The organism is Burkholderia sp. AU27893, assembly GCF_002223205.1.
Taxonomy (GTDB): domain Bacteria; phylum Pseudomonadota; class Gammaproteobacteria; order Burkholderiales; family Burkholderiaceae; genus Burkholderia.
This window is the reverse complement of record NZ_NKFD01000004.1, coordinates 160451-187026: the sequence shown is the minus strand read 5'-3', so window position 1 is coordinate 187026 and position 26576 is coordinate 160451. Positions and strand designations below refer to the sequence as shown.

Annotated in this window: 19 protein-coding genes; 13 read left to right on the top strand and 6 right to left on the bottom strand. The window is 67.2% G+C overall.

The window, feature by feature from the left end:
- Nucleotides 1–61: 61 nt before the first annotated feature.
- Nucleotides 62–718 (top strand): hypothetical protein, encoded by a 657-nt coding sequence (locus tag CFB47_RS40565; protein WP_143330849.1) that lies wholly within the window; start codon nt 62–64, stop codon nt 716–718.
- Here the strand turns inward: CFB47_RS40565 and CFB47_RS20725 are convergent.
- Nucleotides 715–1398, bottom strand: a complete 684-nt coding sequence (locus CFB47_RS20725; RefSeq protein ID WP_256946728.1) for an alpha/beta fold hydrolase — start codon at nt 1396–1398, stop codon at nt 715–717. The two genes, CFB47_RS40565 and CFB47_RS20725, sit on opposite strands and share 4 nt — an antisense overlap.
- Nucleotides 1399–1734: 336 nt before the next feature.
- Here CFB47_RS20725 and CFB47_RS20720 point away from each other — a divergent pair, with 336 nt between their 5' ends.
- Nucleotides 1735–2949, top strand: coding sequence for an MFS transporter (locus tag CFB47_RS20720; RefSeq protein WP_089462127.1), 1215 nt, complete (start codon nt 1735–1737; stop codon nt 2947–2949).
- Nucleotides 2950–2977: 28 nt separating this feature from the next.
- Here CFB47_RS20720 and pbpC read toward each other — a convergent pair whose 3' ends face one another.
- Together pbpC and CFB47_RS20710 are read right to left on the bottom strand one after the other, a co-directional pair.
- Nucleotides 2978–5374, bottom strand: coding sequence for a penicillin-binding protein 1C (pbpC, locus tag CFB47_RS20715; protein WP_089463497.1), 2397 nt, complete (start codon nt 5372–5374; stop codon nt 2978–2980).
- Between the two features lie 72 nt (nt 5375–5446).
- Nucleotides 5447–11449, bottom strand: coding sequence for an MG2 domain-containing protein (locus CFB47_RS20710; protein ID WP_089462126.1), 6003 nt, complete (start codon nt 11447–11449; stop codon nt 5447–5449).
- Nucleotides 11450–11735: 286 nt separating this feature from the next.
- Between CFB47_RS20710 and CFB47_RS20705 the strand changes: the two genes are divergently transcribed.
- Complete coding sequence (locus tag CFB47_RS20705) at nt 11736–13004, top strand: lipoprotein-releasing ABC transporter permease subunit (RefSeq protein WP_089462125.1); 1269 nt, start codon at nt 11736–11738, stop codon at nt 13002–13004.
- A 32-nt stretch (nt 13005–13036) separates the two neighbouring features.
- Here CFB47_RS20705 and CFB47_RS20700 read toward each other — a convergent pair whose 3' ends face one another.
- The gene (locus CFB47_RS20700; RefSeq protein ID WP_089462124.1) at nt 13037–13849 is read right to left on the bottom strand and encodes a hypothetical protein; all 813 of its coding nucleotides are present in this window, start codon (nt 13847–13849) and stop codon (nt 13037–13039) included.
- 591 nt (nt 13850–14440) lie between these two features.
- On the opposite strand from CFB47_RS20700, the gene CFB47_RS20695 reads away from it, so the two are divergent.
- A complete protein-coding gene (locus CFB47_RS20695; RefSeq protein ID WP_089462123.1) occupies nt 14441–16387 on the top strand; it encodes a Xaa-Pro dipeptidyl-peptidase in 1947 nt (648 codons plus the stop codon).
- 136 nt (nt 16388–16523) lie between these two features.
- Here the strand turns inward: CFB47_RS20695 and CFB47_RS20690 are convergent, their stop codons facing one another.
- Nucleotides 16524–17432: a LysR family transcriptional regulator gene (locus tag CFB47_RS20690; protein ID WP_089458802.1), complete on the bottom strand. Its 909-nt coding sequence runs from the start codon at nt 17430–17432 to the stop codon at nt 16524–16526.
- 143 nt (nt 17433–17575) lie between these two features.
- On the opposite strand from CFB47_RS20690, the gene CFB47_RS20685 reads away from it, so the two are divergent.
- From CFB47_RS20685 to CFB47_RS20675, 3 genes are all read left to right on the top strand, one after another.
- Nucleotides 17576–18697: an alkene reductase gene (locus CFB47_RS20685; RefSeq protein WP_089462122.1), complete on the top strand. Its 1122-nt coding sequence runs from the start codon at nt 17576–17578 to the stop codon at nt 18695–18697.
- Between the two features lie 74 nt (nt 18698–18771).
- Nucleotides 18772–19212, top strand: coding sequence for a DoxX family protein (locus tag CFB47_RS20680; protein WP_089441722.1), 441 nt, complete (start codon nt 18772–18774; stop codon nt 19210–19212).
- A 76-nt stretch (nt 19213–19288) separates the two neighbouring features.
- A complete protein-coding gene (locus tag CFB47_RS20675) occupies nt 19289–20296 on the top strand; it encodes a zinc-binding dehydrogenase (protein WP_089462121.1) in 1008 nt (335 codons plus the stop codon).
- A 95-nt stretch (nt 20297–20391) separates the two neighbouring features.
- On the opposite strand, the gene CFB47_RS20670 is transcribed toward CFB47_RS20675, so the two are convergent.
- Nucleotides 20392–21321 (bottom strand): 2-hydroxyacid dehydrogenase, encoded by a 930-nt coding sequence (locus tag CFB47_RS20670; protein ID WP_089462120.1) that lies wholly within the window; start codon nt 21319–21321, stop codon nt 20392–20394.
- Nucleotides 21322–21487: 166 nt separating this feature from the next.
- Here CFB47_RS20670 and CFB47_RS20665 point away from each other — a divergent pair, with 166 nt between their 5' ends.
- The 6 genes from CFB47_RS20665 (at nt 21488) to CFB47_RS20640 (ending at nt 26555) form a co-directional block, all read left to right on the top strand.
- Nucleotides 21488–22411 (top strand): ABC transporter substrate-binding protein, encoded by a 924-nt coding sequence (locus CFB47_RS20665; protein WP_089462119.1) that lies wholly within the window; start codon nt 21488–21490, stop codon nt 22409–22411.
- The gene (locus CFB47_RS20660) at nt 22408–23586 is read left to right on the top strand and encodes an ABC transporter permease (RefSeq protein ID WP_089462118.1); all 1179 of its coding nucleotides are present in this window, start codon (nt 22408–22410) and stop codon (nt 23584–23586) included. Before CFB47_RS20665 ends, CFB47_RS20660 begins: the two co-directional genes overlap by 4 nt.
- Nucleotides 23583–24521: an ABC transporter ATP-binding protein gene (locus tag CFB47_RS20655; protein WP_089458808.1), complete on the top strand. Its 939-nt coding sequence runs from the start codon at nt 23583–23585 to the stop codon at nt 24519–24521. Before CFB47_RS20660 ends, CFB47_RS20655 begins: the two co-directional genes overlap by 4 nt.
- The gene (locus tag CFB47_RS20650) at nt 24518–25285 is read left to right on the top strand and encodes an ABC transporter permease (RefSeq protein WP_089462117.1); all 768 of its coding nucleotides are present in this window, start codon (nt 24518–24520) and stop codon (nt 25283–25285) included. The genes CFB47_RS20655 and CFB47_RS20650 overlap by 4 nt, the downstream gene beginning before the upstream one ends.
- Before the next feature lie 32 nt (nt 25286–25317).
- The gene (gene arr / locus CFB47_RS20645; protein ID WP_089458810.1) at nt 25318–25713 is read left to right on the top strand and encodes an NAD(+)--rifampin ADP-ribosyltransferase; all 396 of its coding nucleotides are present in this window, start codon (nt 25318–25320) and stop codon (nt 25711–25713) included.
- A gap of 158 nt (nt 25714–25871) precedes the next feature.
- On the top strand, nt 25872–26555 hold the full coding sequence (locus CFB47_RS20640) for a lytic transglycosylase domain-containing protein (RefSeq protein ID WP_089462116.1): 684 nt from the start codon (nt 25872–25874) through the stop codon (nt 26553–26555).
- The last annotated feature ends 21 nt before the right edge of the window (nt 26556–26576 follow it).

The window sequence follows — 26576 nt, the reverse complement described above, 5'->3', positions numbered from 1 at the left end:
CACTGCAGCGGCTGGCACCGGAACGAAGAGAAGGCACATCGGAGATTGCGGTGGATGTCGCTTGACGCCCCGAAGCGGCCAGCCCGCGCACCCGAAAGAGCATGGGTTCAGTTTCGCCGATCAACGCCTCGCGCAAGATACTATCGACTGTCAACCCGCATACCCTACCCACCAAATGGGCACATCGTATCGATTTATCTCCGCCCCAAGCGACAGCGATGCTGTTCTGACATGGTTCCGTGAACTGCCGGAACCACCGCGAGAAATCGCGGCAGCACAACACATCGTTCTGTATTTTGCGCACCTTGGAGGGCTGCAATATGGGGAGGAGGGCGAAGTCGACGCGGAGAAGTCGCCAATCGTTACGATCGTCCCCCCTCGAACGGCTCGAGGCGCACTATGGACGGTCGGCGAAGTTCATTTTCTTACCAGCGCGCTCGGAAAACTCTACCCCGCGCTTTACCGCGTTAGCCGGTCGTTCGGCAAATGGCTTGGCGGTTACCAATGCGTCTATTCATCCGCGGACCGCGACAACGGGTATAGCTACTATCTGGAAGGATCCGTCAAAAATCAGGTCACTCCGATTTTCGCCCTTCAGTCCGGCATGGACGCGCTCGGCAACGAGCGCTATTTCGTCGGAGCGCGGGATAACGACGCGGTGTTAGACACGGTGTGCAAGACACTGCGGTTACGCGGCCTTTCTGTTGATGCAGGTTAGCCATCACTCGCGGGTTTCGTCTGGTCTCTGATCGACAAGATGTGAAGCACCGATTCCAACAACCACTCACGCGCAATCGCCGTGCATCGCGACGGCCGCTCCAGCGTCGGGAAATGACCACACCCTTCTATCGGTTCGAACCAGGCATGTGGCACCAAGCCGGCGATGCGCCGACCAACGTCGACGGGAACAAAACGGTCAGCGGCCCCCCAGACGAGCAACGTAGGCACTTTGCTCGCCGCAAGCGTCGACCAATGATCCGAGCGCGTCAGCGTGGCATCAGATTGACGTGCAAACAGATCCGCCCCGGCATCGCGGGCCATCTGCATGAATGCAGCCCGTGACGTGCCGTCGTGCCCCGGGATTGCCTGCTCGGCGAACTCCGCCATGACCCGCTCGTGCTCTCCGGTACGAATGCGCCGGCTGGTGGCACGACCGGCGTCCGGATCCGGATGAACGCCCGGCTGACAATTCATCAGCCAGAGCCCACGAACGCGGTCCGGCGCCCTCGCGAGCACTTCCATCGCGAGACATCCGCCGTATGCCGTGCCCGCAAGAATGAACTCACTGCTTGTCGATGCAAGGAGTTGCTCGGCACTCTCGGCGAATGTCGGTTGCGCCAGTATCTTCACGGTCGGTGAAACAAGATCCTTCAGCGCGTCGACCTGATCGGCATACATGCGAGCGTCGCACGGCATCGCGGGTAGAAATATGAGCGGTAGCAACATCGGAATGACTCAGGCAGGTAGTGGATCGCGTTTCGAAACCATCCAACGTAATCTTGGTCGACTTCAAGTTCCTGAGCCCAGGCTCATGAGCAACGACACGTACTGTGCAGAAGAAAATCGGCTTCACTGTACATTTCATCGTGCTTCTACCTAAAACACAATGCCCGTCAGGCTCGGGATCAGAAAATCCGGAGGACCTTGCGCACGCCGTAGGTGGGTACAAGACGACCAACGAAATCCGGCCCGCTCGAGGCATCACGGCGGCGATAAAGACGGGACGTCAATTCCATGAACACATCCGCAGACCCGCTTCCGTCTTCGCTCGCCGCTGCCACGTTCGTTCCATTCCTCATCGCCAGCATCGCACTGGCCGCCGCCTACGGCGCCAGCTTCCTCCTTTCCGAGCATTTGCATCAAAGCGGCCTGGATTCGTCGATGGCAGGCGCGGTGATCTCGACCGGCATCCTCACCATGATCGTCAGCTCCCTCGTCGCGGGATGGGTAGCACAACGAATCGGCTTGATGTCGACGATCGTCGCGGCTGCTGTCGTCATGGCGCTTTCCATGCTCGCATTCAGCCTCGCGGCGCGCGATTTGAGGATCGCATTCATCGGCGGCCTGCTTTTGGGAATGGGATGGTCGACCTTCTACATACTCGCACCGCTTCAGATCATTCATCACGTCAGCTCCTCAGCACGGATCAAGTACCTGACCTTGCTCTCGGGTGGTCAAATGGTCGGGCTGGGTCTCGCGTCACCGATGGGCCATTTCATCGCCAGCCGCTTCGGGTCGTATGCCATCGTCTATGCCGGTCTCGCGTGTCTCTGCGTGGTTGCAGCCGTCGTATTTTCGATTGTCCGAAAACAGACGGAACGCCTACCGCACCCGCCCGCAGATGCAACCGGCCTGACGGCCGCGCGCGTGGCTGAAATCCTGCGCAACGTCACCCGCCTGCCGATCATCATGATCGGACTTGCCGCCTGCGTCTTTTCCGCGTTATCGAATTTTCAGGCGATCTATGCGGAGTCGCGCCACCTGTCGCCTGATCTCTTCTTCGTGACCTTCACGTTGACGACCGTCTTCTGCCGGTTCACGCTGGCGCAGACGATCAGCCGATTGCCGGTCCGAAAGCTCGCCCTCACGCTGTTCGCCATGACGCTCCTGGCGCTGGTTCTCTTCGTGTTCAATCCGAGCAGTGAAATCCTGTACGTGACCGGCTCGTTCGTCTTCGCGATCGGCTACGGACTCAGCTACTCCACCTTGAACGGCATGGCGGTCAATCTCGCCAGTGAAAAAGGCTTGTCTGCATCAGCAAGCTCGCAGGTCTTCACGATCGCCTACTTCACGGGCCTGTTTGGATTTCCGTACGTAGCGGGCGTATTGGTGACCCACGTCGGCGTGAACGGGATGATCGTCGCGACGATCTCCGTCGTCGTCATCAACTTGCTGATGCTCACTCACACGAGTCTGCGCCGCGACAACGCGCAGATCGCGGCACGCTGACCACGAACGCGCGATACGGATACAGCACCTACTGCTCCAACCCCACCGCCAGCGGCCGCTGATCGCTGCGCCCGTGATCGTCGACCACCCGCACCGTATAGCTCCCAGCCGTCCGCGGCTGCCAGAACAGCGCATCGCCCGGCGCACTACGCCCGACAAACGCATCGTTGACGAACCAGTACAGCGCATGCGCGCTCGCATCGGCCGTCGCGTTGAACGCGATGCGCGTCTCCTCCGTACTCTTCACACGCATCGCATATGTACTGCCGCGCAGCGGCGACGTGATGCGCGGCGGATCGCCCTCGACCTGCCCCGCGTCGCGACAGTCCGCGTTCTGCGGCGGCCGCCGGCGCGGAATGCCGGCCTGCGCGAACACCTGCTGCAAATCCGACGGCCAGAACTCGAAGATCTCCGCATGCGTACGCTTGCCGTCATACGGCGGGCACGCGGCCTTCCCCGTCGCATCGTCGATCACGACCGGCCGGTGCACGGTACTCACGCGGATCGGCGACGTGCCCGGAATAAACCACGTCCAGCCCTGCTGCGGGCACCACTCGTTCGGCAAATCGCCGCTCGCGAGGCAAATCCGCACGCGCTTCAACTTCGGCGGCACCGCGCGCGGCGGCTCGACGAGCGTGCGCTCGGCATTCAGCGCGTCGACGACCTGGAAGAACAGCGGCGCGGCCGCATCGACGCCGACGAACGCCGTGTTGGTCGAGTTGTCGAAGTTGCCGACCCATACGACCAGCACATACGGGCCGAACACGCCGGCCGTCCACGCATCGCGGAACGACCATGACGTGCCGGTCTTCCAGTAGACGGGCACGCTCGACGGCTGCGCGCCGCTCGTCTCGTCGGGGCGCAGATGCTGGCGCAGCATGTCCATCGTCATGTAGCTCGCCTCGGCGCTCAACAGGCGCTTGCCAGGCAGCGCCGGCTCGTCGGCGCGCAGCCGCAGCGGCCGGAACTCGCCGCGATTCGCGAGCATCGCATAGAGCGCCGCGAGATCCTGCATCGTCACTTCGCCGCCGCCGAGCACCAGCGCAAGCCCGTAGTGCTGAGCGCTTGCGAGCCGGCGCACGCCGGCTTCCTGCAGGAACCGGTACAGATCGGGGGACTTGAGCTGCGACGCGACCCACACGGCCGGCACGTTGCGGCTGCGGTTCAGCGCATCCGTCGCGGTGATCGGCCCGAGGAAATGGCCGTCGAAATTCTCCGGCGCATACGGGCCGAACGCGGTCGGCACGTCACGCAGCACGGTCTGCGGATGCAGCACGCCCTGGTCGAAACCGAGCGCATAGATGAACGGCTTGAGCGTCGAGCCGGGTGAACGCCGCGCAAGCGTGCCGTTCACCTGCCCGTCGATCGTGCGGTCGAAGAAGTTCGCGGAGCCGACGAGCGCCTTCACGCCCATGTCGCGCGTATCGACGAGGATCGCCGCCGCGTTGCGCACGCCGCGCGTGTCGTTGCGCGCGACATAGCGTGCGATCTGCCGTTCGAGTGCGCGTTGAAGGTCGAGATCGAGCGTTGTCACGAGCCGCGCGTCGGCGTCGCTGTCGTTTGCCGCGGCACTCGAGTTCGTACGCCATGCGTTGCGCGCGGCGAGCGCCTGGTCGACCGCATGCGGCGCATCGAATGGCAGTGCGGACAATGACCGCATCGCAAGCGGCAACGCAAACAGCGGCTTGAGCGACGCATCGCCCGGATGCTTCGTCAGCCAGCGCGCATACAGCCGGTTGCGCGACGCGGCCAGCGCGCGGTTGATCTCGTCCTGCCCGCCCCGCACGCGTCGCGCCGGGTCCTGCGGAATCACCGCAAGCGCGAGCGCCTCGGGCAGCGTCAGCGCGTCGGGCATCCGGTCGAAATAGACGACGCTCGCGGTGCCCGCGCCTTCGACGTTGCGGCCGTACGGCGCATCGTTCAGATACGCTTCGAGGATCTGCCGCTTCGAATAGAACAGTTCGAGCTGCACCGCGCGCGCCACCTGCTCGAGCTTGCCGGCCGGCGTGCGCGTGTTCAACCGCCACAGCGAGCGCGCGAGCTGCATCGTCAGTGTCGAGCCGCCCTGCGGATTGCCGCCGCGCACGTACGTGATCCATGCGCCGCGTGCGAGCCCGTACGGGTTGAAGCCGGGATGCCACCAGAACCAGCGATCCTCGTGCAGCATCACGGCTTCGACGAGCTGCGGCGACATCCGGTCGAGCGGCACCCACAGCCGGTAGCGATCGTCCTTCGCGAGCGTGAGCCGCAGCAAGCGGCCCTGTGCGTCGGCTACCGCGACCGACGACGGCTTCCAGTCGCGCAGCGGCGGATGCGGCCACAGCCGGCACGCGGCCAGTGCGCCGAACACGAGCAGCACGCCGGCGATCCAGTTCTGCCAGCGATGCAGCCAGCGGCCGGCGCCGTGCAGCACGCGCCGGCGCATCGAAACGTCGTCAGCCACGCGCGGGCGCTCCTCGCACCCGGCGCGGCCGGCAACGACGTTGCAGCCCCATCGTCATCGCACGCGCTCCACCGTCAGGGTCGACCCGCCGGGCGCCTGGGCCTGCAAGCGGCGGTCGTACATCGACTCGCCGTAGGCCGGCGGCGCGATGAAGCGGCCCGCATTGCTCGCCTTGATCCGGTAGACAAACTCGCGCACGTCGGTCGTCGCGGTGCCGTAGATCACCACGCGATCCTCGCGCACGTCCGCGAACTGCGGCTGCCACGTGGAACCCTTCACGCCGATCGGCGAACGCCACGGTGCATCGGCCACCGGCGCCGACGCGCCGCCGTCGCCGTTGCTGTCGCCCTCCTGCGTGTCGGTGACGGGCGGCGGCGCGATGACCGGATCGAAGCCGCCCGGCAACAGATCGACGATCGCGATGTTGCCGACGCTCGCCGAACCCGTCGCACGGATCTTCAGGTGCACGTCGATCTCCTGGCCGACCGTGATCTTGTCGAGCGGCTTGCCGTCCGTACCGGTGTAGTCGCGCACGATCTCCAGCCCGTTCTTGATCGCCTTCGTCGACGTGCCGCGGTCGTAGCCCGACTGGCTCGTGATCCACCACGCAGGCAGCGTGCTGCCGTTCACGAAGTCGACGCGCGACGCACCGGCCGACCACGTGCCCGAACGCACGAGATTCGCCTGGATCGACGACACGTCCTTCGGCGCGGCGCCCGCGCGCACTTCGTCGATCGCGAGCTGGTCGAGCTGGCCCGCGCTCGACGCCGCGTACGCATCGAGCGCGAGGATCGTCATCGCCGACGACAGCGTGTTGTAGCGATTGTCGACGAGCGGCGCGGCGAGGTTGTCCATCGCGCGCGGCGACAGCTTGCGTACGCGCTCGGGGAAGTGCTTCGCGATCAGGTACAGCACGCTCGCGTCGCGCGTCAACGGATCCAGGTAGTAGCCCGTCACGTCGCCGCCGTCGGACGCGCGCTTGCGCTCGAGCAGCGCCTGCGGGCCCGCGATCAGCGCCGCGGCCTCCTTGTCCTGCTTCAGCAGCTGGTACGACGCGGCAAGCCATGCGGCCGCGAGATCGTTCTTCCAGTCGTTCGGATACGCATCCTGAAGCCGCTTCTGCACGGCCGCGAGGCTGTTGGTCGTCACGTTGCCCTGGCGCGTCAGCAGATACACCGCGTACGCGCGCTGCCGCAGCAGGTCGAGCGAGCCGAGCGAATCGTTCGCCGCGAGCTTCTGCAGATACTGGTTGCCCGCGTCGAGCGTGTCCTTCGGCACTGCGATGCCGCGCTCGCGTGCGTCGAGCAGCACGTGCATCGCGTACGCGGACACGAACGGATCGGCGTCCGGCGTCGCGCTCCACAGGCCAAAGCCGCCCTGCGCGTTCTGCCGGCTGCGCAGCACCCCAAGGAACTGCGTGATCGCCGCCGCGTTCGTCGCGTCGGCACCGGCGTCGGTCGCATGCATCGCGCTCGTCAGCGCCCGCACCGACAGCCACTTCGCCGCGAACACGCGCGGCACGGCCGCACTCACCAGCTGCTCGCTGCAGGTGTGCTCGAAGTTGACGAGATACGACGACAACCCTTCGGACAGCACGAGCGGCGCGGTCGAGATGCTCGCGTCGCGCGACGCATACGCGTCGTACATCGATCGCAGGTTCGGCACACTCGCCTTCTTGCCCGGATCGAGGCGTGCGATGTCGAGCTGCGTGCGGAACGCGGCGGCCGGCCGCACCGACACGTCGACGCGCTGCTGCGCGCCCTTCGCGCCATAACGCGCGCCGAACGACAGCGAACCCGAGCCGAGCGTGTCGGTCGCCTTCACGCGGAACATCGCGACACCCTCGTGCTGCGGCGCGAGCGCGACGTTCTGCGTGGCCGGCCCGATCACCTGCAACTGCGGCCCCGTCTTCAGCGTGACCGCGACCGGCACCGGCTGGTTGCCGACGCCCGTCAGGTTGTTCGCGACACCGACGCTGACGTCGGCCTCGTCACCCGGCGCAAGCGTCGTCGGCACGTTCGGCGACAGCACGAAATCGCCGCGCACCGTCGTCGCGCCTTCGAACGTACCGACCAGGTCAGGCGACACCGACACGGCCATCACGCGCAGCTTGCCGTTGAAGTAGTCGGGCACGGTGTAGCTCAGCCGCGTGTCGCCGTTCACGTCGACGATCCCCGACCAGTAGACGACCGGCTTGTCGCGCTTGCGCTTGAACGGGTTCAACTGGCGGCCGATTGCATCGTCGGCGTCGCCGCCGGGCGCGGCCATCGCCATCAGCTTCTCGAAGTCCGGCAGGATCAGGTCGAGGATCTGCGACGTGCCGACTTCGAGCATCCGCTTGCGGAAGAAGAACTTCAGCGGATCGCCGAGCTTGTAGCGCGCGACCTGCAGGATGCCCTCGTCCACCGCGAACACGACGACCTTCGCGGGCTTCGCCGAATGCACGGTGAAATTCACCGTGTCGCCTGGCTTCACGAGCGCCGGCGCATCGACCGATACCGCGTTGCGGCGCGCATCGAGGTTCACCGAGAACGGCACGACGCCGTAGCTCAGCGGGCTCATGAAGATTTCATCGGACGACGGATCGCGAATGTACTGCACGTTGATGTAGCCGTTGCCCTCGAAGCCGGCCGGCACCGTGATGTGCTGGATCGAACTCGTCGTGTCCGCATGGAACCATGCGTGCGCATACACCTTGTCGCGCTCGATCGTGATCAGGCCGCTGCCCGCGTAAGGCGCGCGGATCGCGATCTCGACCTGCTCGCCCGGCTTGTAGTCGTGCTTCGCGAGCGTCACCTGCAACTCCGCATTGCGGTCGAGCGAGCGCGTGACGTTCGCGTCGCCCGTGACCGAATACTCGATCCGGTTCACCGCGGCGCCGGCCGCGTTGCGGATCACGAGCGCATAGCTGCCCGGCTTGTCGGTGCGCAGCGTGAAGTCGAGCCCAGCCGCCGGAATCGCCAGCGGCTTGTCGTCGACCGGCACTTCCTTCAGCCGCGAATCGTATTTGTACGCGCCGGAATCCTGCTTGGTCAGCACCGACACGTAGCGCTCCTCGACGAGCTGCGCGCGCAGGTCCTTCACGTCGATCGCCTTCGCGTTCGGATCGATCGCGACGAGCCGCACCGTGCGCGGGCTGCCGCGCTTCACGTAGCCGAGATCGTCGACCGACTTGTAGCCGACGAGCCAGTCGTTGTTCGACACGAGCGTCTGCGCGTTCGCGGCGACGTTGCGCCCGCCCTCCGCTTCATAGGCCTTCGCCTGGAAGTAGAGCTGGTAGGTCGCGTCCGCGTACTTGTCGAGATCGAGGTCGAACTCCGCATGGCCCTTGTCGTCGGTCGTGCCGTCCTGCAGCGTCGTCGTATAGCCCTCCTTCGCGCGGCGGGCATCGAAGAAGTGATAGCCCTGCCAGCTGCGGAACGACGGCCACACCGGGCGCAGCGTCAGCGTCGCCGCGACGCGGCGCTTCTCCGCCGGCGTGCCGAACAGGTTCTGCGCATCGACGATGCCCTTCAGCCCCTTCGGCTTCACCCATCCTTCGACGACCTGCTGCGACAGCTTCGCGTCGACCTTCATCCGGTCGGGCAGGAACTCCTTCACCTGCACCGTCGTGCTGCCGATCGGCTCCGCACCGGGCTGGCCGTCCTTGACGATATACAGGTTGACCGTCCACGTGCCGGTCGGCGCCGTTTCGGCCGTCGTATAGCCGAGCTCGGTGAAGCCGGTCGCGTCGACCGTCACCGGCTTGCGCTCGACGGTGATCCCGCGCGGGTCGACGATCTCCGCCTGCAGCGGCACGCCGGCCGGGCTGCGCGCCCAGCTCGCCGCGCGCACGATCAGGCCGATGTGGAACGGATCGCCGGGCCGATACAGCCCGCGATCCGAGAACAGGTACGCGGACAGTTGCCCCTGGCCCGTCGCGTTGCGCTCGCCGTCGACGTCGAAACGCGAGAAGTCGAGCTGGCGATCGCGCCCGGCCACCGGCAGGAACGACAGGTCGGTGTCCTTCTTCACGACGTACAGCTGCGGCCGCTTCTCGCGGTCGAGCCCCTTGAACGCGGGGAAATGCACGATGCCGTCGGCGCTCGTGGTCTGCGTGAACAGCGCCTGGCCGTTCACCGCGAGCACCGACACCGTTGCGCCCGCAACCGGCTTGCCGGTGCGGATCGACTGGATGAATACGTCCTGGCTGCCGTCCAGCGCCTTCTTCACCAGCATCCCGAGATCGGTCACGACGATCAGGCGCGTGTCGCCGAGCGCGCTGTCGTTGTCGTCGCCATTGCCGCTGCTGTCGCCCGAATCGGCGTTGTCCGACTGATCCTGGCTGCCGTCGCCGGACGATGCATCGCTGTCCTTCGCATCGTCGGCTTTCTTCTTCTCCGCCGCCGGATCGTATTTCGTCAGGTGCAGCAGGAACACGCCGCGCTTGCCGCCCTTCAGGTACTGGCCGAGATCGATGCCTTCGTAGTGCGCCTTGCCGGGGTCGCCGGCCGGGAACGCGCGCGTCTGCACGAAGCGCTCGACGATGTGATCCTCGCTGAACGAATACGACAGCTCGGGCCGTGCATACGTGCCGTTGTTGAAGCTCACGAGATGCTGGATCTGGTCGGGCAGCACGCGGCCGATCTCGACCTTCATCCCCGGCAGGTTGCGCGACACGACCGACAGCCGCTTGCTGCCGCTCATCGACAGCAGCGAGCCGTCAGCCATGAAGCGCAGCAGCTTCGGATAGTCGGGCACCGTGAACGCGGTCGTCACCGGCTCGGCGAGCAGGTAGCCGCCGGCGGATTTCAGGTTTTCGGCGAACCGCACGAAGATGCGATCCCCCGGCGTCGCGTGATATTTGAAACTTTGCAGCGTCGCGTAGTCGTTCTCGGTCGGTACCACGTCGAGTGCCAGCGGCTTCGACTGCTTCAGCACCGCGTCGCTGATGTCGGCCACGTTCCATTCGTACGGCGGATCGTCGTCCGACTGGTCGACGCCCGGCTTGCGCTTCGGCAGCACCCACGCCTTGGCGCGCGCGGCCAGGTCGGCGCTGCGCACGCCGTCGGATGCCTCCGCGACGAGCACCTGCTCGGGCTCGTAGCGCTCGTTGTCGACGAGCGTCGGCGCGATGTTGTCGATCGACAGGCTGTAGAGCCCCGGCACGTCGACCGATGCATGCAGCACGTCCGGCGTGCCGTTGCCGCCGCGCGCACTCTTCACGCCCTTGTCGACGTCGAGCCGTGCCGCCATCGAGTTGAGCGGGATCTCGAGCGACTGCGAGCGGACCCATGCGCTCGTCTTCATCTTGTCGTAACTGACGGTGTAGCGCAGCGGCGTCGTATTCTTGCCGTCGCGGCCGACCAGCACGAGGCCGATGCGCTTCTCGAACTCGGCGGGATCGACCGGGTAGTTGAAGCGCAACTGCAGCAGCGCCTGCTTCTCCGCCGGATTGTCGGGGTTCTGGTAGAACTCGTTGTTGCCGACCGTCGCAGCGAACGCCGGCACGTCGAAAGCAAAACGGTCGTCGTGCATCAGCACCTGCGGCGCGAACACCCGGTGCACCGCAAAACGCACCTCGACGTGCGCGCCGACCGGCCAGTCGGCCGCCGGCGTGAAGCGCAGCGTCTTGTCGTCGGCCCACTCCCATGCGCCCTTCAGCGCAGGCGTCATCTCGATGCCGTCGCCGGCCGGCTTGCCGACCTGTTCGATCGGCGCCGCCGATTGCGCGAACACGACTTCGAGCGGATGCACGGTGATCTTCGGCTTGTCGGTGTCGTCCACCTCGTAGGTGGTGATCGCCGGCGCCTTCACGGTGAAGCTGACGGTCGCGGGCTCGGGCGGTTTCGGGCGATGCTTGAACCAGTAGCCGCCGTAGCCGAGCGCGGCCGCGAGCAGCACGAGGCCGCCGGCGTGCCACGGGCGGCGGCGCACGGCCGCGGCGGTCACGCCCATCCATGCGGGCGCCGTCCACGACACGTCGCCCACCAGCGGCCGCAGCGCGCAGCCGAGCAGCCACCACACGAAGCCCGCCACGCGAATCGGCAGGAGCAGCAGGAAGCGCAGCAAATCCATTGTTATTTCCTTGTCAAGGACATGCTGCCGGGTGCGGCAACCTTCCCCGAATTGTTATGGGTCTGTGACGGCGCGGCCCGGTTGCGCCGTAATTGCTTGATATGTTCGACCGGATGCTGGGCGCCATTATCGATCAGACCCGAAACGATGGAAATATCGGTGTGCCGGCGCGCAACGCCGCCGGATGACCGGCCGGTCGGGCGGATCTCGGTCGTCCACGGCGCAACCTCTGCGCACGGCGGCGCCGCGTTCGCTAGAATGCGCGGCTCGGCAGGATCGAATCGAAATGAAAGGAAACCGCTTGAAACTCCCGTTCGAATGGCAGATCGGGCTGCGCTATGCGCGCGGCGGCCGGCGCTCGGCCGGCGACGGCTTCGTGTCGTTCATTGCCGGCGCCGCGATGGCCGGCATCGCGCTCGGCGTCGCCGCGCTGATCGTCGTGCTGTCGGTGATGAACGGATTCCGGACCGAAGTGCGCGACCGGATGCTGTCGGTGCTCGCCCACGTGGAAATCTTCTCGCCGACGGGCGCGATGCCCGACTGGCGGCTCACCGCGCACGAATCGCTGCAGAATCCGGCGGTGCGCGCCGTCGCGCCCTATGTCGACGCACAGGCGCTGCTGACGAACGCGGGCAGCGTGACGGGCGTCGCGCTGCGCGGCATCGATCCCGTGCTGGAGCCGCGGGTGTCCGAGATCGCGCGCAAGCTGAAGACCGGGCGGCTCGACGCGCTCGTGCCGGGCGAGATGGGCATCGTGCTCGGCTCGGCGCTGGCCGACGCGCTGCACGTGAAGATCGGCGACCGCATCACGTTCTTCGCGCCCGGCAACACCGCGCGCATCGGCGACGCGCTGCCGCGGTTCCGGCAGTTCAACGTCGTCGGCACGTTCGAGTCGGGCCACTATCAGTACGACAGCGCGCTCGCCTACATCCACCTCCGTGACGCGCAGACGCTGTTCAACGTGCGTGCGCCGACCGGCATCCGACTGCGCCTCGACGATCTGCAGCGCGCGCCGGACGTCGCACTGGAACTGTCGCGCACGCTGTCGGGCAACCTCTATCTCCGCGACTGGACGCGGCAGAACCGCACGTGGTTCGAGGCCGAACGGCTGCAAAAACGCATGCTGTCGCTGATCCTGATGCTGATCGTCGCGGTCGCCGCGTTCAACCTCGTGTCGTCGCTCGTGATGACCGTCACCCAGAAGCAGGGCGACATCGCGATCCTGCGCACGCTCGGCGCGCCGCCCGGGTCGATCATGAAGATCTTCGCGATCCAGGGGATGACGATCGGCCTCGCCGGCACGCTCGCGGGTGTCGTGCTCGGCTGCGCGATCGCGGTGAGCATCCCGTGGGTGCTACCCGCGATCGAGCAGGTGCTCGGCATCCGCTTCCTGACACCGTCCGTGTACTTCCTCAGCTCGCTGCCGTCGAAGCTCGCGACGGCCGACGTGATCGAGATCGCCGCGGCCGCATTCCTGATGTCGTGCGTCGCGACGCTCTACCCGAGCTGGCGCGCCGCGCGGGTGCGGCCGGCCGAGGCGCTGCGCGACGAATAGGCGCGCGGCGTCGGGCTCCGTGACGCGCGTGGCTACGCGATCTCGTGAAAGCCGATGCTGTTGCGGCCGTTCAGGATGTTCTCGAACGCCTCCCCGAAGCCGACGTCGATCAGGCCGGCACGCCGGCCGTAGGTCTTCTGCCCGGAATCGTCGACGAAGATCGCCGTACCCGACGACAACTGGCGGTCGGTATCCAGCAGCGCCAGCGTGCCGCGCGCGGTGCCGGCCGACTGATCGAACGCCAGCCGCGTGCCGTCCTGCGTGGTGAAATGCCCGCCGGCCTCGTCGAACTTCCGGTTGCGCGCGACGGACGCATTCATCTCCTTCATGAAGCGGAAATCCGCGTCGGCGCGCTGGCTGGCCACCTTGCGATCATCGTCCGTGAACGTCTCGCCGACGGCGGCCGCGCCCTGCTCCGCGAAGTCGATGGCCTGCTGGTGAAACGCGCGCGTCGCGAGCACGAGGCCCGCGTTCGCGTTCAGCGTCGACTCCACCCACGCGCGATCGCTTTCCGTCATCGTCTTCGACACGACCTTGATCTGGCCGTTGTCGGTCATGAAGTCGAACTGCGCGTCGGCCAGGTCCGGCCGCTTCGCGATGATCTCGTGCAGGCTCGTCGCGAGCTGGCTGGTGACGTCGCGCAGCTTCGTCGACAGGTTGCCCAGGATCGACATCTGCTTCATGCGCGCCGCGTGCATCGCGTCCTGGTCCAGCGCCCGGATGGTGATCGGCGTGTCCTGCGCTTGCCCGGCCGCCGCGGCCGTCTGCCGGCCTCCGTCGAGCGCAGCCTGCTGCGCCATCTGCACGAGCGAAAGGCCGCTCGCTGCCGTGACTGAAGTCGTCATGCCCTCTCTCTCCTTTCAATCCGCTTTTTACCGTTTACGGACAGATTGCCCGGAAATTTAGACCGATCGCCGGTCCGTCTCCTCGCACGCTTTAAAACTTTGTTTGACTCAAACTAAAAAAGTTTGACACCGAGATTTCACTGAGATAAGTTTTGCGCAAGCTTCCGGAAAGCATTCCGGCCGGCCCCGCCGACTCGCGTCGCGCTTTCCTGCCGTTGCAGCACCGCCGTTCGTACCATCCCCGCCTCATCGCATCGTGCCGTTCCGTTTCATCTGAAACCTGAAGGAAGATCGGGCATGCCCGCATTTGATTCGCACTCCTGTATTCATGTCGTGCCGCCGGCCTCGCTTCGACTGGGCGGCCCGAATCAGCCGCCGCGCTGACGCTTTCCGGTCGAGGCGATGCAATCGCTCCGACGCTCGCCGGGTTGCGCGATGCGTGACGCGCGTCGACACCGGCCGTGACACCCGGGCATCGCGCCCGGCGCTTTCGAAGGTGCAGTTCCGTTTCATCCGAGGCAGCACCCGGCCGGCCGCAGGGGGCATATCGCGGGCCGTCCGGTTCCAGACAATCACAAGAAGAGGTCGACAATGGACATTCATCGAACCGGATTGCGTCGCGCGTGGCTTCCCGCGCTCGTTGCGGCCGCAACGCTCGCCGCGTGCGGCGGCGACGACGGCGGCAGCGTGGCGGGCGCCTCCGCGCTCGCGCAGGGCCAACAGGAGGGGGCCGCCGCGTCGGCGGCCGACAAGCAGTCGCTCGCGTCACGCATTTCGCCGTCGGGCGTGCCGTACGCCAACCCGGCCAGCGGCGGCCGCTATCGGCCCGTGATCACGAACGGCCAGGTGCAGCCGTCGCTGTCGGGCGGCACGATCGAGGAGAACGCGTGGGTCGACACGCCGGTCGATTCCGACGGCGACGGCAAACGCGACCGCATCCACGTGCGCATCGTGCGCCCGACCGAAACCGCGAACGGCGCGCGCACGCCTGTCATCGTGCTCGCGAGCCCGTACTACGCGGGCCTCGCCGACAGCCCCGACCACAACGTCGACGTCGAACTCGACGGCACGCCGCATCCGGCGGCCACGGCAGCGACCGGCGCCTCCGCGCGCATCATGGCCGCCGCGCCGCAGGTGCGGATGCTGCAGCAGGTCGAGGCGGCCGCCGCCGGGCGCTCGTGGATCGAGGGCTACTTCATTCCGCGCGGCTTCACGATCGTCTACGCGGATTCGCTCGGCACAGCCGGCTCGGACGGCTGCCCGACGATCCTCACCCGCGACGAATCGGTCGCGATGGCCTCGGTGATCCGCTGGCTCGGCCGCGACGCGACCGCGAAGGACGCGAACGGCAAGACGGTCGTCGCGAACTGGTCGACGGGCCACGTCGGCATGTACGGCGTGTCGTACGACGGCACGCTGCCGAAGATGGTCGCGAGCCTGCGCACGCGCGGGCTCGACGCGATCGTGCCGGTCGCCGGGCTGACGAACATGTACGGCTACTACCGCTCGGGCGGGCTCGTGCGTGCGCCGGAAGGCTATCAGGGCGAGGACGTCGACGTGTACATCAAGGCGCTGCTGACGAACGCGCATCCGGAGCGCTGCACGCACCTGATCGACGAAGCGCTGCAGCAGGAAGACCGCAAGACCGGCGACTATTCGCCGTTCTGGGCCGCGCGCGATATCCCCACCGCGTACGCGGTCGCGCCGGCGCTCGTCGCGCAGGGGCTCACCGACGACAACGTGCGGGTCGACCAGTCGACGCTGTGGCATCTCGCGATGCGGCGCCAGGGCGTGCCGACGCAGCTGTGGCTGCATCGCCTGAAGCACACCGACCCGACCCGCGTGCCGGCGATGGCCGATGCGTGGACCGCGGAAGTGAACCGCTGGTTTACGCGCTACCTGATCGGTTTCGACAACGGCGTCGAACGCGATCCGCGCGCGGTGATCGAGCAGGCGGACGGCACGCTGCTGAAGGAAGCGGACTGGGCCGCGCGCCACGCCACGCCGGTCACGTATTTCGCGGGTGGCGACGGCGCAGGCACCGGCACGCTGCTGCGACTGCCGACCGGCGGCCCGCTCGCGCGTTTCACCGACGATGCGCGCATCACCGCGCTCACGCTGGCGAACGCGCCGACGGGCGAGAACCGCAGCCGCTTCGAAACCGCGCCGCTCACGGCCGCGACACGCCTGTCCGGTTCCGCGACCGCGCGCGTCAGGCTGACCTTCACGGCCGTGGCCAACGTGACGGCCCTGCTGGTCGACCGCGCGCCGGACGGCACGGCGACGATCGTCACGCGTGCGTGGACCGATCCGCGCAACCGCGTGTCGGAGTGGGTCTCGCAGCCGGTTCTGCCCGGCATGCCGTACGACCTGAAGCTGACGTTCATGCCGCGTGACTACAAGCTGGAAGCCGGCCACCGGCTGGGGCTGGTCGTGCTGTCGAGCGACAACGAGGCGACGCTGCGGCCGACGCCGGGCACCGGGCTGACGCTCGATCCGGCCGGTACGTCGGTGACGGTGCCGCTGGCTTCGTCCTGAGCGGGCGTGCGCCGCGCGGAACGCGCTTCCGCCGGCGCGCGTCGCTCACACGGCCGAACGTCCGGCCAGCCTTCAATCGTCGCGTATTGCAAGGCTGGCCGGGCGGCCTGCCCGGCCGCTCACCGCTGGGCATGGGTCAGGCCCGCCGGCCATTCGGATCGCCCTGACGACTCAAATAATCGATCAGCCACTGCGCGGCCGGACCGCTCGCGCGATCGGCACGCCGGATCAGCGACAGTCCGTAGCGGAACGTGCGCCGGTCGGCCAGTTGCACCGGCACGAGACGGCCCGACTGCAGATCGTCCTCGATCAGATGCATCGGCATCGATCCCCAGCCCAGCCCGGCGAGCAGCAACCGATGTTTCGCGCCGAGGTCGGCCACCTTCCAGGTGCGGGTCGCATGGATTCCGAACGATTGCCCGTCGGTGACCTTGCTGCGGTCGGTGAGCACGATCTGCGTATGTTCGCGCGCCTCCGAGAGCGGAATCGGCAGGTCGCGCAACCCGAGTGGATGCACGGGCGCCGCAACGGTCAGCAACTCGATCGCCCCCATCGAGGTCGCGTCGATCGCATCCGGCCAGTTCGGAATCGGGCCGCTGATGCCGAGCGCACAGCCGCCGTCGAGCACCAGCTTCATGACGCCGCCGAGCGCTTCGATCGCCAGGTTGAGTGCGACGGTCGGGAACGCCTCGGCAAACGCCTGCATCCCTTCGACCAGTTTCGGCAACGGAAACATCACGTCGACGGCCAGCGACAGCTCGGCTTCCACGCCGCCCCGCAAACCGGCCGTCTTCGCCTGCAACTGCCCCATCAGCATGTCGAGCCGACGCGCATCGGCGAGCACGACCTCGCCGGCCGCCGTCAGCTGCGGACGGCGCCTGCCGCGTTCGAACAACGGCATGCCCAGCTGTGCCTCAAGGCTGGCGACCGCATAACTCACCACCGATTGCGCCCTGCCGAGCCGACGCGCCGCCCCTGAAAAACTGCCGGCCTCGACGACGGCGACGAACGCACGAAGCTGATCCAGATTGGGGCTGCGATCCACGATCTATCCAGAAAATTGATTTTAACGATCCATTCTAGCCAATTGTTTCGATCGAAACGATCCCCTACATTCCTGTCACGCCATGTCGATCGCGGCGCCCCCGCGTCGACAGTCTCCCCTCAATGTCACAGGAACATGGAACCATGACGACCGACCGCTTTCTCTCGCCGCCCCGGGCGCCTGCGCGTCCTACGCTGTTCGACCCGATCGAGCTCGGGCGCATCACGCTCAGGAATCGCATCGTGATGGCGCCGATGACGCGCAGCCGTGCCGGTGCCGGCGACGCGCCCGGCCCGATGAACGCGACCTACTATGCGCAACGGGCCTCGGCCGGCCTGATCGTCACCGAGGGCGCGCAGATCTCGCCGCAGGGCAAGGGCTATCCGTTCACGCCGGGCATCTACAGCGATGCGCAGATCGCGGGCTGGAAACAGGTGACCGACGCGGTACACCGTGAAGGCGGCCGCATTTTCGTGCAACTGGCCCACGTCGGCCGCATCGGTCACCCGGACCTGCAGCCGGACGGTGCACGACCGGTCGCGCCGTCGCCGATCCGGCCCGACGGCGACGCCTATACGCCGACGGGCCCGCAGCCGTATCTGGTACCGCGCGCGCTCGAAACCGCCGAATTGCCCGCCATCGTCGACCAATACGTGCTGGCCGCTCGTGCCGCATTGCAGGCCGGGTTCGACGGCGTGGAGATTCACGCCGGCAACGGCTACCTGCTCGACCAGTTCCTGCGCGACGGCACGAACCACCGGACCGACGACTACGGCGGCACGATCGACAACCGGCTTCGGCTGCCACTCGAGGTCGTGCGCGCAGTCGGCCTCGTTTCAGGCCCCGATCGATTAGGTATCCGTATCTCTCCGGTCACGCCGCATTTCGGTGGAATCGCGGATAGCGATCCGCAAACGCTGTTCGAGCGATTCGCCAACCGGCTGAGCGGCCTCGCGGTCTATCTCCATGTCGTCGAAGGCGTCCCCCAGGCCGCACCGGACGCGGTGCCCGCATTCGACTACGGCGCGCTCAAGCGCGCGTTCGGCGGGCATTACATCGCGAACAACGGCTATACGAAAGCACGCGCGGAAACGGCGCTTTCCACGGGCCACGCCGATCTCGTGTCGTTCGGCTACCCGTTCATCGCGAACCCGGATCTTGCCGAACGCTTCCGGCACGACCGGCCGCTCGCGCATGCGGACATGTCCATGGCCTATGGCGGCGGCGAAGCCGGCTATACCGACTACCCGCCGTTCCGCGCATGAGCGCGGCCCCGAACCCGAACCGCTGAACACGGCGGCGGATCGCCGATCCGCCGCCTCACGAACAAGGACTCACCATGATTCGATCGATCAACCGCACCCTGTACCGAACCGCTACGCAGACGCCCGCCGTCAACGCCATCCTGTCCGTCCTGGTGCGCACCCTCATCGCCGGCGTCTACGTCGGCGCGGGCATCAGCAAGATCTTCAACTACGCAGGCACCGAGCAATACATGGCGCACATGGGCGTACCGGGGGCACTGCTGCCGCTCGTGATCTTCGTCGAGGTCGCCGGCGGCCTCGCGTTGATCGCGGGCTTCATGACGCGACTCGCCGCGCTCGGGCTCGCGATCTTTTCGGTCATCGCCGCGGTGATCTTCCATAGCGGCGGCGACCAGACGCAGCAGACCTTCTTCATGATGAACCTGTCGATGACGGGCGGCCTGCTCGCGCTCGTGCTGAATGGCGCGGGCCGCGCGTCGTTCGATCGCGGCGATCGAACGTCCCTGCCGGAGTGATCCGGCCGACGCCGCGTCCTGCCCGACACCTCACACACCCGGGGGGCAATGCCCCCGCATCCAGCGAGATTTTCCCGTGAATACCATGAATGCCATTCAGATCGATCGTTTCGGCGCGCCGTCCGTACTCCTGCCGGTCGTGATCGCGCGCCCGACGCCGGCTCCCGATGAAGTCCTCGTGCGCGTGACGCGCATCGGACTGAATTTCGCGGAAACGCTGCAACGCGCCGGTACCTATCCGGGCCCGGCGCCGGCGTTGCCGGCGATATTGGGATCGGAAACGGTCGGCACCGTCGAAGCCGTCGGCGCGAACGTGCGGGACTTCCGGGCCGGCGATCGCGTGGCCGCGGCGCTGTTCGGCGCAACGAGCGGAACCGGCGGCTATGCCGAATATGTGACGGTACGCGCTCCGCTGGTCGTCGCGATTCCCGACGCCGTTTCGGACGACGACGCCGTCGCGGTCATGCTGCAGGGGCTGGTCGCCCGCATGCTGCTGCGCGAGACGCCGGTGGCCGCACGATCCGTCGCCATCACCGCCGCGGCCGGCGGCGTCGGTTCGATGCTCATCCAGTTGGCGAGACTCGACGGTGCCAGGACGATCGTCGGCCTGGCCGGTTCCACGGAGAAGCTATCGACGGTGCGGGCGCTCGGTGCCGATCAGGCCGTGAGTTATCGCGACGACGCGTGGGTCGATCGACTCGGCGCCGCAACCGGCGGCACGGGCCCCGACGTCGTGTTCGATTCGATCGGTGGCGCCGTGGCCCGCACGCTGGCGTCCAGCCTTGCGCCGCACGGTCGTTTCGTCGCCTATGGCGCGGCAAGCGGCCAGTTGCTCGCGGTCGATGACAGCCTGATGAACGCGCTCATCTTCGGCTGCCGCTCGCTATCGGGTTTCGCGTTGCATGCGTTCCTCACCGATCGCGTCGTCCAGCAAACGCTCGGCGAGTTGTTCGGCTTGCTGGCCACCGGTGCGCTGAAGCCGCTGATCGGGGGCAGCTATGCGCTCGACGCGATCGTCGACGCGCATGTGGCGCTCGAGTCGGGCGGCACGACCGGAAAGCTCGTGCTGCGTATCGATCGATAGCACTCCGCCTCCGCCGTCGACCATCGCGTGGCGCCTCTCACGCGACCATCGATCACGCGCGAAACGGTGGGCGGCGAATCATCGTCCCGCGCCGCTCACACCGGCGTCAACACCGGCCGCCCTGAAAAGTGCCGCTCGGCATTGTCGATGAACTGCCGCACCGACCGATCGAGCGCCTCGGGCGACCAGCCGCCCATGTGCGGCGTCAGCACGACGCTGTCGAGATCCGTCAGCGCGCGCGGCGGCTCGGGTTCGCCTTCGTACACGTCGAGCCCCGCACCCGCGATACGCCCTTCGCGCAACGCCTCCGCCAAAGCAGCGGTATCGACAACGCTGCCGCGTGACACGTTGACGACGAATCCGCCAGGGCCGAGCGCGTCGAGCACCGCGCGATCGATCAGGTACCGCGTGCCCGCGCCGCCGGGCGTCGCGACGATCAGGAAATCGGCCCACTGCGCGAGCGCGTCGACGCGGTCGAAATAGCGGTAAGGGACGTTCTTCTGCGACCGGTTGTGATAACCGATCTCGATATCGAAGCCCGCCGCGCGGCGCGCGCACTTCTCGCCGATCTTGCCCAGCCCGACGATGCCGAGCTTCTTGCCCGACACGTTCGGCGGCATCGCCAGGCCGTCGCGCCACACGCCCGCGCGGGTTTTCGCATCGAGCTGCACGACGTTGCGCACGGCCGCGAGCAGCAGCGCGAACGCATGATCGGCGACGCAATCGTCGTTGGTGCCGGCGCCCGTGACCACGGTCACGCCACGCGCTTTGGCATGGGCGACATCGATGTGCTCGTAGCCGGCGCCGAGCGCGCTGACGAACGTGAGCTGCGGAAGGCGATCGATTTCGGCGGCGGTGAGCCCCGTGCTGCCGTTGGTCAGCACCGCGCGTATCGTGCCGCCGTGTTCGGCGATCGCACGTTCGCGTTCATCGGATGTCGGGGCGTAGCGCACGTCGAACGACGCGGCGATCTCGCGATGCGCGTCACCGCGCAATGCGATGAGAACCAGCAACTCGGGCTTCATGTCAGGAAGTGTCGGCAAGGCGGGAACGGATTCAGTGTAACAAGCCTGCCACACGGATGCGGGTAATCCCCACACGGGCTGTGGGCACGCCGCCGCACGCGGTTTGCCAAAGCCGGCTCAGTCAAGTAACTTTCGGCGTACGCCCCCGTCCTGGAGATTGGCCCGTATGAAGCTCGCCCTGCCCGCCCGGATCATGGGCCTCGCGTTCGCCGCCGCGATCGTCGCGCCCGGCGCGCATGCCGACACGCCCGTCGTGGTGTCGTCGAAGATCGACACCGAAGGCAACCTGCTCGGCAACCTCATCGCGCAGGTGCTGAAGGCCCACGGCATCCCCGTCACCGAAAAGATCGCGCTCGGCACCACGCCGATCGTGCGCAAGGCGCTCACGAGCGGCGAGATCGACGTCTACCCCGAATACACCGGCAATGCCGCGTTCTTCTTCAACAAGGCGGACGATCCGCTGTGGAAGAACGCGAGCCAGGGCTATGACACCGCGAAGCAACTCGACTACGCGGCGAACCATCTCGTCTGGCTCACCCCGGCGCCCGCGAACAACACGTGGGGCGTCGCCGTGCTCGCACCGGTCGCGCAGTCGCAGCACCTGAAGACATTCTCCGATTTCGGCAAGTGGGTGGCCGGCGGCGGCAAGGTGAAGCTCGCGGCGTCGGCCGAATTCGTGAACAGCGCGTCGGCGCTGCCGTCGTTCGAGAAGGCGTACGGCTTCAAGCTGAAGCCCGATCAGCTCGTCGTGCTGTCCGGCGGCGACACGGCCGCAACCATCAAGGCCGCCGCGAACCAGACCGACGGCGTGAATGCGGCGATGGTCTACGGCACCGACGGCGGCATCGCGTCGAGCGGCCTCGCGGTGCTCGACGACGACAAGCACGTGCAGCCCGTCTATGCCCCCGCGCCGGTGATCCGCGAAGCCGTGCTGAAAGCGCATCCGCAGATCGCCGACTACCTGAAGCCCGTGTTCGCGAGCCTCGACCTGAAGACGCTGCAGACGCTGAACGCGCGCATCCAGATCAACGGCGAACCGGCCGCCGGCGTCGCGAAAAGCTACCTGAAAGCGAAGGGCTTCGTTAAATGACGGGTCGCGCGGCGGCGTCCGCGCGGCGCATCACGGCGGACAAGGTCGGCATCCTGATCGGGGTCCTGACGATCGTCGCCGTGCTCGGCCTGCCGTTCGCGGTGCTGCGGCCGAACCGCATCGCGGCCGGCGCCGACCTGTCGGTGTTCGCCGCGCTGCCGGCCCTGCAGGGCGCCGGGCTCGCCGCGCTGTGGATCGTCGGCGCGCTGTGGGCAATGACGGCGAGCCGCCCCGCGTGGCGCCTGATGGCCGGCTGCGCGTGGCTCGCCACGCTCGCGTACGCGGTCGGCGCGGCCGCGACGCACCTCGTGGCACCTGACGACACGCTCGCCCGCGTATCGCCCTCCTCCGGCGTCTGGCTGCTGCTGTTCGCGTGGGCCGTGCTCGTCGCGGATGCGCTCGCACGGCTCGCGTTCGGCCCCTGGCGGCGTCTCGCCGCGCTCGTCGTCGCGATAGCAGCGATTTCGGTGCCGCTCGCGAGCGGCTGGTGGGACGGCCTCTCGGTGATGCGCGAATACGCGGTGCGCAGCGACGACTTCTGGATCGAGGCGATCCGGCACGTGTCGCTCACCGGTGGCTCGGTGGCCGCCGCGCTCGTCGCGGGCGTGCCGCTCGGCATCGCCTGCGCGCGCATCGCGGCGGTGCGCACCGTCGCGATGCCCGTGCTCAATATCGTGCAGACGATCCCCAGCATCGCGATGTACGGGCTGATGATGGCGCCGCTCGGCTTGCTCGCCGCACACGTGCCGCTCGCGGCCGCGCTCGGCATCCGCGGCATCGGCGTCGCACCGGCCGTGCTCGCACTGTTCCTGTATTCGCTGCTGCCGATCGCGTCGAGCGTCGTGGTCGGGCTCGGCCAGGTGCCGCCGCACGTGACCGAAGCGGCGCGCGCGATGGGGATGACGCGCGCGCAGCGGCTGCTGCGCGTCGATCTCGTGCTCGCGCTGCCGGTGATCCTGAGCGGCGTGCGCATCGTGCTCGTGCAGAACATCGGGCTGACCGCGGTCGCCGCGCTGATCGGCGGCGGCGGCTTCGGCACCTTCATCTTCCAGGGGATCGGGCAATCGGCCGCCGATCTCGTGCTGCTCGGCGCGATCCCGACGATCGCGCTCGCGCTGGTGGCGGCCGTCATATTCGAAGCCGCGACCACGCTCGCGAAGGGGCGTGCAGGATGATCGAGATCGAACGTGCGGGCAAACGCTTCGGCGATATCGTCGCCGTCGACGACGTGTCGCTGACGATGAAGCGCGGCACGATCACCGCGCTCGTCGGCGCATCAGGCAGCGGCAAGTCGACGCTGCTGCGCATGATCAACCGTCTGATCGCGCCCACCAGCGGCACGATCCGCATCGACGGCGTCGATACGGCCACCGTGGCGCCCGAGCAGCTTCGTCGCGGCATCGGCTATGCGATCCAGGGGCACGGGCTGTTTCCGCACTGGAGCGTCGCGCGCAACATCGCGACCGTGCCGCGCCTGCTCGGCTGGCCGGCCGATCGCATCGACGCGCGCGTGAACGAATTGCTCGACCTGTTCCATCTCCCGCCGGCCGAGTTCGCGGACAAGCTGCCGCATGAACTGTCGGGCGGCCAGCAACAACGCGTCGGCGTGGCGCGCGCGCTCGCGGCCGAGCCCGCGATGCTGCTGATGGACGAGCCGTTCGGCGCGCTCGATCCGATCATCCGCAACAAGGCGCAGGACGACCTGTTTGCATTGCAGCGCCGCCTCGGCATCACCGTCGTGATCGTCACGCACGACATCGAGGAAGCGCTGAAGCTCGGCGACACGATCGCGGTGATGGACGGCGGCCGGCTGCTGCAGGTCGCAACGCCTGCCGAGATTCTCGGCAAGCCGGCAGCCGGCGTCGTCGAACAGTTGGTCGCCGGCGTCGACCGGCCGCTGCGCCTGCTCGCGCTGACGCCGATCGATGCGGTGGCCGAACCCGGTCATGCCGATGGCGAACCGATCGCCGCGACGCGCACGCTGCGCGACGCAGTGTCGGAGCTGCTGTGGCGCGGTGTCGATGTGCTTCCGGTGGAAGATGACGACGGCCGCAACACGCGCCGCATCACGCTCGATGCGATCCGCGCGCACGCAAGGAAGCCCGCATGACGACGCGCGGCAGCACGCGGCCCGGGCGGTCGGCCCTTCCCGCCTACCTCGCACGCGCGGCCGCGCTCGCGCTGCTGCTCGTGCTGCTGCTGCGGCCCGCATGGCTGCAAGGCTTGTTCGCGCCGTTCGCGGACAACGGCGCGCCGGTCATCTACGATCGCGCGAGCCTGCTCGACCTCACGCTCGCGCATCTCGGCACGGTCGCATTGTCGAGCGTGATCGGCACGCTCGTCGCGGTCGCGGCCGGCATCGCGGTCACGCGGCCGTGGGGCGCGGATTTCCTGCCGGTCGCGCGCAGCGTCGTCGACATCGGCCAGACCTTCCCGCCCGTCGCGGTGCTCGCGCTCGCGGTGCCGGCCGTCGGCTTCGGCTTGAAGCCCGTGCTGATCGCGCTCGTGTTGTACGGCCTGCTGCCCGTGTTCGAAAGCACGATCGCGGGGCTCGAGGACGTGCCGCGCGACGTCGTCGATGCCGCGCGCGGGATGGGGATGAGCGGCTGGCAGCAACTGGTGTCGGTCGAGCTGCCGCTCGCGTTTCCGGTGATCATCAACGGCGTGCGGCTCGCGGTCGTGATCAATCTCGGCACCGCGACGATCGGCTCGACGGTCGCCGCGCGCGGGCTCGGCGACGTGATCATCGCGGGGCTGCAGACGTCGAACACCGCGTTCGTGCTGCAGGGCGGCGTGATCGTCGGGCTGCTCGCGGTGCTCGTCAGCGATGCGATCGGCGCGATTGCACGGGTGGCGGCCGCACGGCGCGCGTAGAAGCCGTTGCGCGATTCTTGGAAGGAGAAACCATGACCATTTCGGACACCGGCCCGTTTTTTCATGGCACGAAAGCGGATTTGCGGATCGGCGACTTGCTGACGGCAGGCTTCCGATCGAATTATCGCGATGACGTCGTGATGAATCACATCTACTTCACGGCGTTGCCCAAAGGCGCCGGCCTCGCGGCGGAAATGGCCAAAGGCGACGGCCGGCCGCGCGTCTACATCGTCGAACCCACCGGCGAATTCGAAAACGACCCGAACGTCACGGACAAGAAATTCCCGGGCAATCCGACGCGATCGTATCGAAGCACATCGCCTTTGAAGATCGTCGGCGAACTCGATAGCTGGGAACCCTACGATCCGGCGTTCATCCAGCAGCTCAGAATCCGCATCGAGACCGGCACCGGCGAGATCATCAACTAGCGTTCGTCCGGACTCCGATGCGTGTCCGCGCAACGATCGGCGCCTCGATCGACTCCCCACGACACAAGCCTACATGCCGCTTTCATTCGAACCGGCACTCGACCACCAGCCGCGATTGGCCGATATACTAGGCGCCTTCCCATTCCCCGCACTCCACCATGCGACGGTTTCTCTGGCTGATCGTGCTTTCGCTCGGCATCGCGCAACAGGCGTCGGCGCAGCAAGCGCCCGCACTGCCTGCGTCCGCGCCGGAAGCAGCCGCATCGGCGCCGTCCGTCGCATCCGCACCGCTCGCCGACGCCAACGATCAGCCCAACGAAGCAAACCGCCGCATCACGTCCTACCTGACGAAGAAGTTCGGCGTCGCACGAGAAAAGGCCGCGAAGCTCGCCGATATCGTGAGCGTCACTGCGACGAAATATTCGCTGCCTCCCGCACTCGTTTACGCCATTATTTCGATCGAATCGCGCTTCCAGGAAAAGGCGCGCGGCCAGCATGGCGCGACCGGGCTGATGCAGGTCGTGCCGACCGCGCACCGTGGCCTGGTGCGCAACGTGAAGGACCTGACCGACCCGAACGCGAACGTCGAAGTCGGCTCCGCGATCCTGTCGGGCTACGTGAGGGCGGCCGGTGGCGACGTGCGGGCCGGACTGAGGAGCTACAGCGGCGGTTCGAACGCGTACGCGGCGAAGGTGATGCAGCGCGTCGATTCGTTCCGCTTCGTTCTTGAACCCGACGACGACGCAAAAGCCGTGAATCCCGCGAACTCCGCGAACGATGCGAAGGCCCGCATGGTGCCGGTCAGCGAAAAGACGACCCCGACGTCGGCCCGCGGCAACTAAACTGAACGACGAACGGCTACC